This is a genomic window from Formosa bonchosmolovskayae (assembly GCF_051016085.1).
GTDB lineage: Bacteria > Bacteroidota > Bacteroidia > Flavobacteriales > Flavobacteriaceae > Formosa.
Genome location: NZ_CP174605.1, coordinates 3,759,438 through 3,775,872 on the forward strand (window position 1 = coordinate 3,759,438; position 16,435 = coordinate 3,775,872).

Below are 16,435 nucleotides of genomic sequence, written 5' to 3' on the forward strand. Positions count from 1 at the left end.
ATTATGAATATATTAAACGTATTATATTTATCTAGTATCGCAAATCAATCTGCGAAAAAAGCAACTGGACTTTTTGATTCCGATTTTCAGTCTATTCTTTTAATACTTTTATCCAGCACAGGTATTTATCTAGCCGTTATTGTTTATACTAGAATTTTCGGGAAACGAAGCTTCTCTAAGATGTCCAGTTTCGATTTTGCAATGACAGTGGCTGTTGGTTCTATTATCGCAACTACCATATTATCTAAAACCGTAAGTTTATTTGAAGGGGCTGTAGGATTATTAATGGTTTATATTCTTCAACTAGTAGCAGCATATTTACGCAGGTATAGTTGGTTTGAAAAACAAATAGATAACCAACCCACATTAATAATGGATGGGCAAATAATTCTTAAGAAAAATTTGAAAGCGGTACGTTTAACAGAAGGTGACTTACGATCAAAGCTAAGAGAAGCGAATGTTACCAAACTCTCGGAAATTAAAGCCGTGATTTTTGAAACCACCGGAGACCTTGTCGTCCTTCATAAAGAAGATAATGATGCTATTGATCATTGGATTATTAATGATGTTAAGCGATAGAGATCATTTAATTTGAGAGAACACTCTGATTTTGATTTATTTATAAACACATTAAATACGAAATAAAAAAGTGTCTTTGCTTAAATGTTCAATATGGCTCTGCCAATTAAACTGAATAATTTTTTCTAAAGTCTTTTTTAATACAGTATAACTATTTGGCTTATTCACGTAAATACTAGCTCCGTTAGAAAAAGATTCATTAATATCCTTATCTGCCTTAGATGTAGAATACATCGCTATACGTATATCCTTTAATTTTGGATGATTACGAATATCTTGTAAACATTCCATTCCATTTTTTATAGGCATATTAACATCAAGAAATATCAAATCGGGAAATACAATATCTGCTTGAAACAGATAATCAATCAGTTCCTGTCCGTTTTTAAAGAGTAATAAATTAGCTTTTATAACTAATTCATCCAAGGCTTCACAAAAAAGCATTCTGTCATCCTCATCATCATCCACTAATATAATATTACATACATAATCACTCATTGACACAGGAAATTTTAGTTTGTTTAAAAGTAATATTTTTTATTCAATAATTGATTTATATTATCTGCGCAAAAAGTCTATAACGTTTGAAAACATTTTAATGTCTTTCATGAAAAACTCAAAAATAACAAAAAAATAAAGCGTACTGAAAATCAACCTACTAAACCTATCTTAATTTTTATATTCCTTTTAAAAAATTGAAAAGTCACAATATTGCTTTTAAAAATTCAGTTTCTACTGTTACCTAAAAACAGCAAGATATACCCGATGTTTAATTTAAATAAAAAAAAATAATTGACTTTATTTTTTTTTAAATTAGCTAATATGAAAACAGTCACTTTCTATATTCCTAAAATACTACGTTTCTTTCTCGCTAACAAGCATGAGGAAGATTGCCTGTTTTTTAAGGAGGCTTCAGACTAATTTTATCATTCTAGAGTTCACTATTAATTAAAAACCTAGTGCTTTGTCTTTATTAAAACATGATAAGTTTCAGGCTAGCAACAAAATGGGCACTAATAATCAAAAAAAACAACACGAGATACATGTATTCTCCAACCTTAAATTAACACGGGAATGAATAACACCAACGCACCACTCTATTTCCTAAAAGGAGGAGGAGAAATGGGAAATTATATCAGAGCAAAAGATTGGAGTAAAACCCCTTTGGGTGCCGCCAAAGACTGGCCAGTAAGTTTAAAAACTATGGTTTCTGTATTGCTAGAAAATCCATTTGGAATGTACATCGCTTGGGGTAAAGATTATATACAAATATACAACGATACTTATCGGCCTATATTAGGAACTACCAAACCCACAGATGCTTTAGGTATAAGTTCAAGCAAAACGTTTTCAGAGAATTGGCACATTACAAAACCCATATTCGATAGTGTAATGGATGGTAACCCTGTACGGTTGTCAGATCAGATGCGACCTATTAATCGAAACGGATTTATAGAAGACTGTTATTTTGATTTTGCTTACAGTCCCATACGAATTGAAAATGGAGACGTTGGAGGCATTTTAATTACCGTTACTGAAACAACCATTACAAAGAGAGCAGAAGATAAACTTAAAGAAAGTACAAATCAACTTCAATTTGCAATTGAAGCCACCGGTCTCGCTACTTGGTCAATAAACCCTGTAACGAAAAAATTTACTGGAAATGATACATTTAACGAATGGCATGGCTTACCTCCAGGTGCTGAATGTAGTTTAGAAACGGGGTATAATGCCGTAATAGAAGAAGATAGAGTACCTTTAATAGATGCCATAGAGGCTACTATGATGTATTCTTCTGGTGGAAAACTGGATCATCAATACAGTATTATCAACCCCATTACAAAACAATTACGAGTAGTTAGAGCCAAAGGGAATGTAATCTATAATGCAGACAAAGAGCCTATAACCTTTACGGGTGCGTTGCAAAACGTTACCGAAGAAGTTATTGCTCGGGAACAAAAAGAAGAAAACGAAAGAAACCTACACCTAATGATTTTGCAGGCACCTGTTGCCATAGCTATTTTTCGTGGACCTAATTACTTAGTTGAAATTGCCAATACCAAGGCTTTGGAACTTTGGGGAAGAAGAGAATCAGAAATTTTAAATAGAGACTTATTTACTGCGATGCCCGAACTTAAATCGCAGGGAATAATGGAGTTTCTTGATGGCGTAAGAACCACTGGTGAACGATTTAATATCGATGAACTGCCTGTTGAAATAATGAGAAATGGAAAATTGGAAACGGTTTATATTAGTTTTTCATATGAAGCATTATATGACGGCGATGGTAAAATAAATGGTGTCATGGCTATAGGAGTGGATGTAACAACTCATATATTATCCCGTAAAAAAATTGAAGAAAGCGAGCAAAGTGTTAGGACGTTAGTGGAAAACACTCCATTTCCTATTGGAGTTTACACTGGTAAAGAACTACGTATCACTTTTGCTAATCAATCTATAATGGATGCTTGGGGAAAAGGCAATGATGTGTTGAGTAAATTATATACCGATATTTTACCAGAATTTGAAAATCAACATATTTTTGAGCAAATACAAGAAGTACTAAATACTGGTGTTGCCTTTCATATAAAAAACCAACGTATTGAATTGGTTAAAAATAATAAATCACAAACTTTTTATTATAATTATAGTTTCACACCTTTATTCGATACCGACGGAAATGTATACGGTGTTATGAATACCGCGGCAGAAGTAACAGAACTTAATTTTGCCAAACAAAATATAGAAGAAAGTGAAAAACGTTTCAGAAACTCAGTAGAACAAGCCCCATTGGGGATAGCCATTTTTAGAGGATCTGATTATAAAGTTGAAATGGCTAATAAAAATTATTTACTACTTGTAGACAAAACAGAAGCGGAATTTATTGGCCAACCGCTGTTCGAATCGTTGCCAGAAGTAAAAGATTTAGTTGCCCCTTTATTTGCCGATACTATACAAACAGGAAACCCTTTTTATTCTACTGAGTTGCTTGTACCTTTAAAGCGTAATGGAAAAATGGAGGAGGCTTATTTCAATTTGATTTATCATCCTCTAAAAGAAGAAAACGGCGAAATTTCTGGTATTATGGTTGTTGCAACAGAAGTTACATCAACTGTAAAAGCCAAACATTTACTTGAAGAAAGTGAAAGGCATTTTAGAAATATGGTCATGCAGTCTCCTATTCCTATGACTATATTAAAAGGAAAAGATCATATTATAGAATCGGCCAACATTGCCATGTTTAAAAACATATGGCGCAAAAAAGAAAAGGATCTTATTGGAAGATCTATTTTAGATGTCTTTCCAGAATTGAAATCACAAAAATACCCAGAATTATTAAACTCTGTTTATAATTTAGGACTATCCCACACCGAAAAAGAATCTGTGGCCTTCGTCATGGGAGACGACGGTATGAGAAAATTTTATTTCGATTTTGAATACAAACCTTTGTTGGAGCCTAATGGAGAAACATCTGGCATAATGATTACTGTAAACGACGTTACCGATAAAGTGGAAGCACGGCAAAAGGTTGAGGTAGCAGAAGCACGATCTCGCTTGGCCGCCGAAGCGACTAATCTTGCGACATGGGAATTAGATTTAGAAACCCGTAATATAATCCATTCGCCGCGATTAGCTGTTATTTTTGGCCACGAGGAGTCGACCATACTCACACACCAACAAATGCGAGCTCAGGTGCATCCAGAAGATTTACATGCTGTCGTCGAAAAAGCATTTGAAGAAGCCTTAATCACCGGGGTTTATAGTTACGAAGCTCGACTAATAAAACCAGACCATACGTTCTGTTGGATTAAAACCCAAGGAAAAGTCTTTTATGATGACCAGAAAAAGCCAATTAAAAAACTTGGGACGTTACGTGATATTACCAAAGAAAGACAACATCAGCAAGAACTGAGCGAAAGTGAACTTAAATTTAGATTGCTGGCAGATTCTATGCCTCAGCACATATGGACGGCAGATGCGAAAGGACATATCAATTATTTTAATCAATCGGTATATGACTATTCAGGTTTGACAGCAAAACAGATTAACTTTAATTGGTTAAAAATTGTCCATCCAGATGACCAAGAAGACAATATTAAAGCGTGGTTAAATGCAATCAACAGTGGCACGGATTATTTGTTTGAACATCGATTTAGACGATATGACGGTACATATAGATGGCAGTTAAGTCGCGCTATTCCTCAAAGAGATAATGAAGGAGAAATAACAATGTGGGTGGGTACGAGTACAGATATCCAAGCTCAAAAAATGTTTACAAATGAACTAGAAGAGCAGGTTTTTCAAAGAACAAAAGAGCTTAACGAGAAAAACTCAACTCTAGAAAAAATGAATAAAGAGTTACAATCTTTCGCCTATATTTCTAGTCATGATCTACAAGAACCCCTACGTAAAATTCAGATCCTGGCCTCTCAGATAATGGATAAAGAGGAACAAAACCTATCAGACAATGTAAAAGATAAATTTAGTCGGATGCAAAAATCAGCTCATAGGATGCAAACGCTGATTCAAGATTTACTTGTGTATTCACGTACAGATATTAAAGACCGCAAATTCGAAACCGTAAACATAAAATCTATTATTGAAGAAGTTGAAGAAAATTTGAAAGAAGATCTCAGACATAAAAATGCCACATTTAACCTGGGTCAAATGTGTGAAATAAAAGTGATCCATTTTCAATTCAGACAGTTACTATTGAATCTCGTAAGTAATTCTCTTAAATTTTCTAAAAGTGATACACTCCCACAATTAAGCATAACCTGTGAAATTGTAAAAGCTAAAAAGCTGAAAATTGAAAAGAAATTGCCAAGAAAAAAATATTGTCATATTATTTTTTCAGATAACGGTATTGGTTTCGATCCTGAATACAGTAGTAAGATATTTGAAGTTTTTCAGCGTTTACACGGGAAAGAACAATATAGCGGTACAGGCATAGGCCTTGCAATTGTTAAAAAAATTGTAGACAATCATAATGGGATTATTACAGCTACTGGCGAGTTAGGAAAAGGTGCTAGATTTGATATTTATATACCAGCCTAAATCTAATAGTATAGACTTATACAATACATACTAAGTTAGATAAGTAGCATTTAAATCTTAAAAAAACTTTCTTTTACTATGTAATGGATTGAGTTAATAAAACAAATCATATGAATTAAATAGATGATTTAATTACCTATAGATTTGTGATGTCGCATACATATTGTGCGTATAATATTAATTTAAAACATTGAATTATGAGAAGTATACTTTGGTTAGTAGCAGTAATTTGTATTATAGGTTGGATTTTAGGTTTCTTTGGTTTTATCGCAGGAATGGCAACAGGAAGTTTAATACATATTCTTTTAGTGATTGCAGTAATTGCAATTTTATATAACATTATAGCGGGAAGACGACTTTAAATTTAATAGTTATGTTCCTGAAGAAATTATTAATTTACTTAGCCGATGATGATGAGACGGACCGCATGTTGTTTCTAGAGGCTTTTAATAATAGTATTTCAGAAATCGAAGTGGTTAGTTTTGATAATGGGGTAACTTTAATGGATAATCTTTTAAATGAAACCAAACCACTTCCTCATGCCATATATTTAGATTTAAATATGCCCTTAATGAATGGTATTGAGTGTTTAAATGATATTAAAAATGAAATAAAACTTCAAGATATTCCTATTTTTATTTACTCCAGTACTATTGATAGCTCTATGAGTGATGAATTGCAAAAACAGGGGGCAAATCTATATTTAGTGAAACCTAATTCTTTTGATAAACTGGTATCCATACTTTCTAAAAGTTTGGATTATTTACAGGGTTATCTTAAAAAAGAAATAGTACATGATGAATTTATTATAGACGATTAATTAAATAGGCAAAATTTATTAATGGGCATTATACACTTCTGTGTTATAAAAACAAACCATGTTCCTATGCCTTTTACCCATATCGAAACAGTATGCGCTCCATAATCTGCATTACTTATTTTTATCAATTCTCCTTCGTATGCGCCAAGAATTAAGGGGGAGTTTTTCTAATTATTATGTGTATACAAAAATAGTGATTAATCTAATACGAAAGAATTCTACTTTTTTTGACACCTGTAAAAGCTTTAATTTTGGCTTTATAAGATTCTAAATCTGATGCTTCAAGAGGTTCTCTGTTTACCGTAATTTTTTCAGTAAATGTTACTAGAACATTTAACTTTTTATCTTTAACAGTCAATTGTTTACGAATCTCTTTGAGGATTTTTAGAGGGTATTTTCATTATTATGTGTTACAATCGTAAGTGCTACAATGCAGTACACAAATTAATTGACCACAATTGAAGACAACAAATTAAATTTTGCTCGCCCGCAGTGAATGCTATTTTGGCGAAAAAGGTTTTGCTTTGATTACTATAGCCTTCTAACGAAGCAGGAGAACTGCAATGCATTTAAATAAATTGTAAATACCCCTATTGTGGTCCTTCACAATGGTGAGTATTTCCTTAGAAACCTTAGGCACCGTTTCAATTGTTTGTTTTCTGAATTGTTTTATTTAATAATAAAAACAAATCTTACAATATCTAACATGTGTTTATAATAAGATTTTATCATCGTGAGCAATGGCATCTTCCATAGATACCTGATAACCATAAGACGTTTCGTCCTAGATTTAAACATACTATTGAAGAACATTTACGGAAAATTGAATTGAAAGCCAAGGTTTTACATCTTACTACTTTTATGGCGATTTTTTTGATACCAAGTTTGGGAGTCAAAGTTGGTAAAACAATAGAATTGGCAGGTGATAAAATTGATGAAATCAAAATTTTAAATGCATTAAAATCAAGTTTAGGAATAAATTTAGAATTACCCCAACTCTCTTTATAAGATTTAATCGACCAAATTCCTTTATTCTGTAAATTAATTGAAATGTTTAAATATAAACCATTTCCAACTATAGATATGGATGCCTTAACGGTATTAAATCCACAATAATGTTCATTTTCTAAATGGTTAAACGCAATGGAAAAATCAATTTATGCAAAACCAAAAAAGAGTATTTTATAAAATACACTTTAATTATTACTGAATCCAGTTTAGAAGTGCATTTCTAAATGTTTAAACAAATCTTTTATGTTCCTTCCGAAATCTTATGTCTGTAAACACAGCGTAAAAAGTAAGCCTATTTGAGCTATAAAACCATATTTTATAGCTCAAGCTAAGGATATGCTATATTAAATCCCCGTAACTCTAATCTATAATATTTTTTTTTATAAAAGTTGAATCTTAGAGAACTTCTCCTTTTCAGAGAGGTTCAAGACTTTTGTAATGAAGCGCTTTTATCGAAATGAAGCTTTCTGCGGAATGTAGTGGAAATGGGCTGAGTGGTATTTTATCTATAACTCTCTTTTAGAATTTGGATCACCCCAAATCATCTATAACTTAACTACGCGTGGATCCGATGCTGTTTTTATAGTGTTCCGTTAGATAACCGTAAAGTAAAAACAGCATTGGGCGGTTTCGAAATTACAATTAGTATTTCACTTTAAAACACCTTTATTTCCAAAAGTGAGATTACTAATTAGCTAATGCATGGATCACGATATGAATACAGTTTTAAATTTTCAAGGTCTCTTAAATTTTTCCTTTTTCCTTATGAAGGTATTTCACAACTTTTATAGTATTCTATAAATAAGCTAATTTTACCACACGATATTTTCATAAAGCAGTACATACTAAATACTGTATATTACAACAAAGTAAACAACAAGACAGTAGTATTAACTCTAGTTCATTGTGAGTCAATCTAAAAACCTTTAAAGCAGACATGAGTAAAGAAAAATCTATTTGCCGATACAGTAATTTAAATTCTAGAGTTTATGTAGCTCATATATTACAATAAAGGGCTTTAATGGAAAAGTTATATTAAAATTTAATTAATAAAAAAGGGCACGAAAACAAATTCCGTACCCAATCAAAAACTAAACAAACTCAAATGAAAATTTTATTAATATAATCTAATCGTGCAGGCCTTTACTCCTTAAATAATCTAATAATTCATCTGGCCTATCAGTCATTATAGCATTCGATCCATTTTCTATTAACCATCCCCATGACGCGTCGGGACCTTCCAAAAGTGCTAATTCATCAGTATATCCTGCTGTTAGAGCGTCCCATAAAGGAATAGTTAAAACTGTAACATTCAAGCTATTTAATTCTTTAATTAATTTAAATTTTTTGGAATCCACTGATTCAAAAGTGACTTCATATGCAAAGGGTTTTAACTTTTCATTGTAATCATTTACATATTTTGAAGGATCATCAACATTATCAATTACTATTGGCATATAAATAATCGAATCCATAATAGACCCAAACTTTTTATACATTGTTTGAACTGTCGCTCTCCCCTTAAAAATTGCTTGATTAACAGTCCCGGTTACTTTAAGAATTTCATAAGCCTCTTTAACCGTTTCACCTTCAACTTTATCTAGGTTAATCATAATTTTATCTTTAGCAAGCAACATGGCTTCTTTAAGAGTTGGGATTTGTTGTCTTGATCCTCTCACTCCACATGCATTTTTTAAGCGAAAGGTTTGTAATTCCGATAAAGTAAAATTAGAAACCTTACCTTTTCCTGTCGTTGTTCTATCAATAGTGTCATCATGCATCAATACTAAATGACCGTCTTTACTTAATCTTACATCTATTTCAACGATATCAATTCCTAAATCAATACATCGTTGAATAGCCATTAAACTATTTTCTGGTGCATAATTCCATGCTCCTCGATGAGAAACAGCTAAAATTTTATCTTTTACAGGATTCTTAAATTGATGTAAAATTGAATCTGACTTGGTTCTTAATGGTGTTGTGGATTGAGAAAAACCAAGGGAGAAAATATGTAAAAATAAGACTATTGTTATATTTTTTAACTTTAACATTTTTATCATTTTATTTAAATATTAATCGTGTAACCCTTTATCTCTAAGATATTCTAACAATAAAGCAGGTCTATCAGTCTGAATCATATCAATGTTATTATTAACAAACCAGTCATATACTGAAGAATCCAGTGCTGCTTTTTCATCGTCATGACCTCCATTATGTTGTGACCAGAGAGAATTAACCCAAACACCTGCTCCCTTTTCTCTTATACTTTTAAACCTATCAATTATTGATATTGTATCCTGAGGTACAGTAAACTCAAAAGCTATCGGTATCTCCAATTCTAAATATTCATCAATAGTATTATCGGCATCAGAATCAGACAACCTAACTATCGGCATAAAGAACACTTGGTCTAAATATTCCCCAAACTCTTTTTCTACTTCCGATTTTGTTTTATTCCCTTTAATCACAACTTGATTTAAAGTTTGTGTTTTCTTTGCTATCTCAAAACATTGATCAAAAATTTCGTAACTTTTATCTAAGTTGACAAGTATTTTACCTTTACAAAGTAAAAGCGCTTCTTCTAAAGTTGGTATTTTATGTTCGGTAGGAACACTTAACCCATCTAACAACTTTAAGGCTCTAAGACTATCTAGTGTCCATTCATTTACATACCCCTTGCCATTAGTTGTTCTGTCTATAGATGTATCGTGCATTAATACCAATTGACCATCTTTGGTTTTCCTTACATCGATCTCTACCATATCTACGCCCATGTCAATACAATTTTGAATGGCCTGCAAAGAATTTTCAGGAGCATTTCTCCAGTCACCACGATGTGCAACCACCATAATTTCATTATTGTGAGAATCTTCTAAATTATTTATTAATTTTTTAATTTTACTTGTATCGCTTATGACTGTTTTTTCTAATATCTCGTTATCTTTCGATAAAGTACTATCATTCTTCTTACAAGAGAATGATAGTACTACTATAGATAGTAATCCTATTATTTTTAATTTCATTAGTTTTAACATTTTTTTTTAATATCCTGGATTTTGTTCTAGAGCATTATCCGTTGCTATTTGACTTGCAGGTAATGGCATTAGGAGTAAATCATTGTTTGAAATTCCTAAAACTTCTTGCGTTCTACCCTGACGTTTTAAATCGAACCATCTGTGGCCTTCCCAAACTAGTTCTAAACGGCGTTGTAAATCGATAGCCTGAAACACACTGTTATGATCAGTTGCTCCTGTATATTCCATTATAGAAGCACGATTATTAATTTGATTTAAATATTGAATAGCTTGATCTGAATTCCCTAATTCATTTTCTATTTCTGCTAACATTAATATTACATCAGCGTAACGCAAAACTATCCAATCACTTTCTGCGTCGCCTACAACAGTAGTTGGAATTGTAATCTTTCTATTATAGGCAATACCTGATTCTAAAACGCCCACATAGGTACCTTTTCTCAAGTCATTATCACTATAAAGCTTATAGAAACTAGGCTTTAGAACACCATGCCCTTTTGTTCCTGTCATGTTCCCTTCGACTCTCCCTGTAGGGTTAAACATTCTGTATGCATCCGTACCTTCACTATTCCCATTTACACCAGAAGAAAACTGCACAGCAAAAATAATTTCACTATTAAGTTCATTATCTGAAGCAAATACCTCTGCTATAGGAACTAAATCATGAATACCAGAATTAACTACCGAATGTAATATTGATTTTGCTTCAGCATAATTTCCAAGTGTCAATTCTACTTTTCCCAATAAAGCTTGTCCTGCAGTTTTTACAACTCGTATTTTGTTAGACTCATTTCTAATAGGTAACAAGTCTATAGCAGTAATTAAATCTAATTTGATTTGGTCATAAATTTCAGTTTCCGATGTTCGGGTTTGTCCAAAATATTCCTGAGGATTACTTACTTCTTCAGTAACTAATGGCACATCGCCATAGATTCTAACTAAATTAAAATAGAATAAAGACCTAAGGAATAACATTTCTCCAATACGTGAATTTTTCGTATCTTCATTACTATACTCTATACTCTCTATCCTATTTAACACGATATTTGCACGTTGAATACCGATATAAGAATGGTTCCAAATATTGGCAATGATCGAGTTTTGGGCTATCACATTATACAGGTCTAACTGACCATAATTACCTCCATCATTTGCAGGAGTTTCATCATAAGAATCTTCTCCTGGTATTTCACCTACAGAGGGTAATCCAATGTCATAATTCCCACTGAATTGTAATACAGCATAAGTTGCATTTATTGCTTCTTCAATTTCGGCTTCATTTGTATAAAATCCATCAGCGACTTTATTTGTATTTGGGTCTTGTATCAATTCATTTTCGCAAGAAAACATCAATACAGAAATTGTAAATATTGAAAATATAAGCTTCTTCATTATAATATTATTTAATGTTGATTTATAAAGAAATTTTTAATCCTACTAAAAACATTTTAGCTACAGGGTAATTGGATCCCGAATTATAACCAGATGTCAAGATATTTGAAGATGTCCCATCAGGATTCCAACCTCTATAATCTGTTTTGGTAAATACATTATTCCCAGATAAATAAATTTGTAATGACTTTAATTTTATTTTTTCAAGAAAATCAGGTGTAAAATTGTAGGCTAATCTTATATCCCTTAATCTTATATAATCGCCATTATTTTCTTCGACAGCGACTGAAGTATTCACTAACTTTCTAGAATTAGAAAAATTACCAAAATTAGGTTGTCCCAAAAAACCATTTGGATTGTTAGTAGGATGATATCTGTTCTCAAAATAGTAAGTAGATGGTACCGCAAAACCTTCTCCAGATTCGGTATAAATAGACATTTCTCCATCCATTAATGTTCTTCCAGAAACTCCTACAAAATTGAAACTAAAATCAAATCCTTTATAGGTTACATTTCCTCCAAAACCATAAACAAAATCAGGCGTATAGGTTCCTTTAGAAATTTTATCGCTGTCGTTTATAACGCCATCGTTATTAATATCTTTAACTTTATAATCGCCCGTAAGTGTACCATCTAAATGCGGAGAATTATCTATTTCTGCTTGCGTTTTAAATACACCATCTACCTCATAACCATATATTTCGGCGATGGAACCTCCAACTTTAGTTACAAATAACTGATCTGATCCTGTAGCTATTTGTTCTTGCCCTGGTCCCAGTTCAAGCACTTTATTATTGTATGTCGTTACATTAGCATTAAAACCCAATCCTACTTCACCAATCATAACATTATTTAAGTTCGCTTCAAACTCAAATCCTTTATTCTCCATTTCTCCAATATTTGCTAAAACATTTGTGTATCCCGTTTGCTGAGGTACTGGAACTTCTAATAAAAGGTCGTTTGTATTGGTTTTATAATAAGCTGCACTTAAATTTAACTTATGAAACAATTCTAATTCAAATCCATAATTAAATGATGACGCTATTTCCCATCCAAGATCTGGATTAGGGGATGAAGTTGTTATATATCCTGGTGCTAATGCCCCTTGTTGCACATAATTAGACTCCGTTACCAAAGCTTGCGAACCGTAATTACCAATTTGGTTATTTCCGGTTTTACCCCAACTTGCAGAAATCTTACCAAAGGTTACAACATCTTTAAAAGGAAAAAAGTTTTCATTTGTAAATACCCAGCCTCCAGATATAGAAGGAAAATTACCCCAACGATTATTACTACCAAATCTTGAAGAACCATCTCTTCTAATTGCTGCAGAGAATAAATACTTAGAATTATAATCGTATTGTAAGCGCGTAAAATATGATTCTAGTGTCCATATTCCTAAATCGTAAACAGAAGTATGTGCACTGGCACCAGCGATACTTTGAATATTGTTATCGGCAAAACCTGTCCCATTAACTACCGTAGAACTAATTCTTTCTTTCTGGAAAGTATGTCCTGCTAAAACATTTATATTATGATTTTTAAAGTTTGCATCATAATTTAAAGTATGCTCTACAATATAATTAAAACGCGTCGTTTTCTCTTGAGACGCATTAGCATCAGATCTTGGCGCAGGTGTTCTATAAGATCCTACATCTGAAGGATAATAATAATTACGTATATAATTATCATAGTCACCTCCCATAGAGAGTTTATATTCTAAATTTTTAATCAACTCAATACCAACAAACATATTCCCAAAAGATCTAAATTGAGTATTATTATCCTTAACCATAGTACTGGTTGCTAATAAATTCTCGACGGGAGTTCCGTTTATTCTTACGCCTTCTATTTCACGTTGTTCGTTAATAATTTGATCACTAATATTAATTGATCCATCTGCATTATATGGAGAATAATACGGTAAACTTACGGGAATCAAACCTAAAGCTCCAGAACTACGGCTTGCTTGATCTAATGCATTCTGATCTGTATACGACACTTTTAAATTGGTTCCCAGTTTTATTCTTTTGCTTAACTGAGATTCTAAATTAACTGCGACAGAATATCTTTCTAAATCGCTTCCCAAAATAATTCCTTCTTGTTTAAAATATCCAACGGAATTATAGAAACGCGTTTTTTCATTTCCTCCTGCTGCCGATAAATTGTAATTTTGAATTGGTGCTGATCGAAAAGCAACATCTATCCAATCTGTATTTGTTAATCCTGTTTCCCCATCCAGATAAGGTTGTAAGAAATCTAAATTTAATTCTCTCCCGTCTATACCTTGACCGTTAATAGTTTTAGTAACACGTACAGAATTAGGATCTGATTCACTTCTATTTGTAGGATCTTTAGATACATATCCCCAATTTCTAGCCTCAGAAATAAACTGAGCAAACTGATAAGCATCTACCAATTCTACACCAGAAGACTGCTCTTGCATACCTCCATATGTATCAAAAGTAATAACTGTCTCTGCATTTTTATTACCCATTTTGGTAGTTACTAGTATGACACCATTTGCTGCTCTAGACCCATAAATAGATGCAGAAGCTGCATCTTTTAAAACATTAATGTTTTCAATATCGTTCGGGTTTATACTATTTAACGAACTGCCTTCCGATAAAGGAAAACCATCAACTACGATAAGTGGATTAGTTCCTGCAGTTAGAGTTCCAATTCCTCTAATTACTATTTGTGAATCGGCACCAGGTTGCCCGCTAGACTGATTTATAACTACTCCAGACATTTTACCTGCTATCTGACCTTCAAAAGATGATGAAGCTACCTTAGCTAGATCTTCTTCTTTAATTTTTCCAACGGCTCCAACATTCTTTGCTCTAGACTGTTCTCCATAACCAATCACTAAAATTTCATCTAACGCATTGGTATCAGAATCTAGTGTAATTGTAATATTTGAGCGTCCATAAATAGTTATAAGTTTTGTTAGGTATCCTACATAAGAGACTTCTAACTCTGGTGTTTCTGTTGTTATATTTAAAGTGAATTTTCCATCAAAATCGGTGTAAACCCCATTTAAGGTGCCCTTCTCAAGTACGTTTGCTCCTGGCAAAGGCATTCCGTTCTCATCGGTTACAATTCCGTTTATAACAGATTGAGATACTAATTGATTTGATTTAAAATTTGAATTTGGCCTGATTAAAATCGAATGGCTTTCAAATTGATATTCTAATTCCGCTCTATTTGAGATGTCTATTAATACCTCCTTTAAAGTCAAGTTATTATAATTAATATTAAACTCTTTTTTGTATTCTATGATCTGTTCCCCTAAACTAAAGCTGTAAGGTGTTTGGTTTTCAAGTTCTTCAAATAATTTATTTAGTGTGATGTTAGATGAAATTACCTTAACAGATATACTGCTAAAGTCTTTGTTAATTGTATTTGCTAAGACAGGAGGTGTGGCCACCATTACTAAACAAAAACAAAATACTGCGAAAAAATTTGTAATTTTGTAATTCATATTTAGGTGTTGTAATTTTCAAAATGTTTATTTCAATACTTTTTACGTTAAACTCGTCGTTGCTCTAACAACTTCGAGTTTTTTTTTATTCTGTGATTTCTATTTCATAGTCTTTAATTTTAAATTTTACGTTAGTTATGTATTCTAACTGATTTATTAAACTTTGCATAGTAGTATGCGTATCTATTGTTAGCGTCACTAATTTTTCTTTTAAAGTGTCATTCTCAAAAGATACTCTGTATCCGAATCTGCTTTTTATAATTTGAGCCAACTCAATAAGTTTTCTGTTCTTAATTTTAATTTCCTTATCGTACCAAGACACAGAATTAAAATGGGTGTCTTTTAGTAAATTATTAGATGTAAAATTGAAGGTTGCGCGGTCTGTAGGATTTAGTATTTCTGATAAATTATTTTCGGATTTTACAGAAACTTTTCCTGTCATGACATGTACAGCAATAGTCTCTGTAGTTATGTTAATAGTAAAAGAAGTACCTAGAACTTGAGTAGATAATTTTGGATGATTGACTTGAAAAGGCTTTGTTGTATCTCTTTTAATTTTAAAAAACGCATTACCTTTTTTTAGCTCAACTGCTCTGTAATTGTCATTAAAATCACTTGGATATTCAAGTATTGAGTTTGGACCTAAAATAATTTTAGATCCATCTTTTAATAGTAAACTATCTAAGGTTTGTGTGGTAGCAAAAACATGTTGCTTTGGAGAAAAATCTAGGAATGTAAACAATCCTATAATTAATAATATACTTGCCGCAATAGAAATAGTAAAGTACTTCCGATTGATTTTGCTTTGTGGATTGATCTTATAATTAATATCACTTTTAAGTCGTGCTTTTAATAATTCTTTATTTCCTAGTGTATTACTATCCCAATCTAATGTTTTGCTTTTAGAATCGAAAAAATTATCCAACACTGTGTTTTCGGCAATTGTGGATGTATCATTTAAATAGCGATCTAATAAATCTTGGAAGAAGTTTGTGTTTCTATTTTTCATTTAAGTTTCTCTTTCATAGATAAGAGTCTCAAATGATAATTTAT

Annotated in this window: 11 protein-coding genes; 5 read left to right on the top strand and 6 right to left on the bottom strand. The window is 32.1% G+C overall.

Annotated elements, in window-relative coordinates; genetic code table 11:
• Positions 1-3: 3 nt before the first annotated feature.
• Positions 4-579, top strand: a complete 576-nt coding sequence (locus tag ACKC83_RS16180) for a DUF421 domain-containing protein (protein ID WP_434036335.1) — start codon at positions 4-6, stop codon at positions 577-579.
• 51 nt (positions 580-630) lie between these two features.
• On the opposite strand, the gene ACKC83_RS16185 is transcribed toward ACKC83_RS16180, so the two are convergent.
• Positions 631-1,077: a response regulator gene (locus ACKC83_RS16185; protein WP_434036336.1), complete on the bottom strand. Its 447-nt coding sequence runs from the start codon at positions 1,075-1,077 to the stop codon at positions 631-633.
• A 576-nt stretch (positions 1,078-1,653) separates the two neighbouring features.
• Between ACKC83_RS16185 and ACKC83_RS16190 the strand changes: the two genes are divergently transcribed.
• From ACKC83_RS16190 to ACKC83_RS16205, 4 genes are all read left to right on the top strand, one after another.
• Positions 1,654-5,637, top strand: coding sequence for a PAS domain S-box protein (locus tag ACKC83_RS16190; protein ID WP_434036337.1), 3,984 nt, complete (start codon positions 1,654-1,656; stop codon positions 5,635-5,637).
• Between the two features lie 197 nt (positions 5,638-5,834).
• Entirely contained in the window at positions 5,835-5,999 is a 165-nt protein-coding gene (locus ACKC83_RS16195; RefSeq protein ID WP_434036338.1) for a lmo0937 family membrane protein, read from the top strand.
• Positions 6,000-6,010: 11 nt separating this feature from the next.
• On the top strand, positions 6,011-6,457 hold the full coding sequence (locus ACKC83_RS16200) for a response regulator (protein WP_434036339.1): 447 nt from the start codon (positions 6,011-6,013) through the stop codon (positions 6,455-6,457).
• Between the two features lie 861 nt (positions 6,458-7,318).
• Positions 7,319-7,465: a hypothetical protein gene (locus ACKC83_RS16205; RefSeq protein WP_434036340.1), complete on the top strand. Its 147-nt coding sequence runs from the start codon at positions 7,319-7,321 to the stop codon at positions 7,463-7,465.
• 1,130 nt (positions 7,466-8,595) lie between these two features.
• On the opposite strand, the gene ACKC83_RS16210 is transcribed toward ACKC83_RS16205, so the two are convergent.
• From ACKC83_RS16210 to ACKC83_RS16230, 5 genes are all read right to left on the bottom strand, one after another.
• Entirely contained in the window at positions 8,596-9,522 is a 927-nt protein-coding gene (locus tag ACKC83_RS16210) for a glycerophosphodiester phosphodiesterase family protein (protein WP_434036341.1), read from the bottom strand.
• A gap of 21 nt (positions 9,523-9,543) precedes the next feature.
• Positions 9,544-10,494, bottom strand: a complete 951-nt coding sequence (locus ACKC83_RS16215; RefSeq protein WP_434036342.1) for a glycerophosphodiester phosphodiesterase family protein — start codon at positions 10,492-10,494, stop codon at positions 9,544-9,546.
• 18 nt (positions 10,495-10,512) lie between these two features.
• Entirely contained in the window at positions 10,513-11,898 is a 1,386-nt protein-coding gene (locus tag ACKC83_RS16220; protein WP_434036343.1) for a RagB/SusD family nutrient uptake outer membrane protein, read from the bottom strand.
• Between the two features lie 22 nt (positions 11,899-11,920).
• Complete coding sequence (locus ACKC83_RS16225; RefSeq protein WP_434036344.1) at positions 11,921-15,382, bottom strand: SusC/RagA family TonB-linked outer membrane protein; 3,462 nt, start codon at positions 15,380-15,382, stop codon at positions 11,921-11,923.
• Between the two features lie 85 nt (positions 15,383-15,467).
• Positions 15,468-16,391, bottom strand: a complete 924-nt coding sequence (locus ACKC83_RS16230) for a FecR family protein (RefSeq protein WP_434036345.1) — start codon at positions 16,389-16,391, stop codon at positions 15,468-15,470.
• Positions 16,392-16,435 lie beyond the last annotated feature (44 nt).

Excerpts from the sequence above, each read along its gene's own strand:
- ACKC83_RS16180 (WP_434036335.1), top strand. The coding sequence starts at position 4 with ATGAATATATTAAACGTATTATATTTATCTAGTATCGCAAATCAATCT.
- ACKC83_RS16185 (WP_434036336.1), bottom strand. The coding sequence starts at position 1,077 with ATGAGTGATTATGTATGTAATATTATATTAGTGGATGATGATGAGGAT.
- ACKC83_RS16190 (WP_434036337.1), top strand. The coding sequence starts at position 1,654 with ATGAATAACACCAACGCACCACTCTATTTCCTAAAAGGAGGAGGAGAA.
- ACKC83_RS16195 (WP_434036338.1), top strand. The coding sequence starts at position 5,835 with ATGAGAAGTATACTTTGGTTAGTAGCAGTAATTTGTATTATAGGTTGG.
- ACKC83_RS16200 (WP_434036339.1), top strand. The coding sequence starts at position 6,011 with ATGTTCCTGAAGAAATTATTAATTTACTTAGCCGATGATGATGAGACG.
- ACKC83_RS16205 (WP_434036340.1), top strand. The coding sequence starts at position 7,319 with ATGGCGATTTTTTTGATACCAAGTTTGGGAGTCAAAGTTGGTAAAACA.
- ACKC83_RS16210 (WP_434036341.1), bottom strand. The coding sequence starts at position 9,522 with ATGTTAAAGTTAAAAAATATAACAATAGTCTTATTTTTACATATTTTC.
- ACKC83_RS16215 (WP_434036342.1), bottom strand. The coding sequence starts at position 10,494 with ATGAAATTAAAAATAATAGGATTACTATCTATAGTAGTACTATCATTC.
- ACKC83_RS16220 (WP_434036343.1), bottom strand. The coding sequence starts at position 11,898 with ATGAAGAAGCTTATATTTTCAATATTTACAATTTCTGTATTGATGTTT.
- ACKC83_RS16225 (WP_434036344.1), bottom strand. The coding sequence starts at position 15,382 with ATGAATTACAAAATTACAAATTTTTTCGCAGTATTTTGTTTTTGTTTA.
- ACKC83_RS16230 (WP_434036345.1), bottom strand. The coding sequence starts at position 16,391 with ATGAAAAATAGAAACACAAACTTCTTCCAAGATTTATTAGATCGCTAT.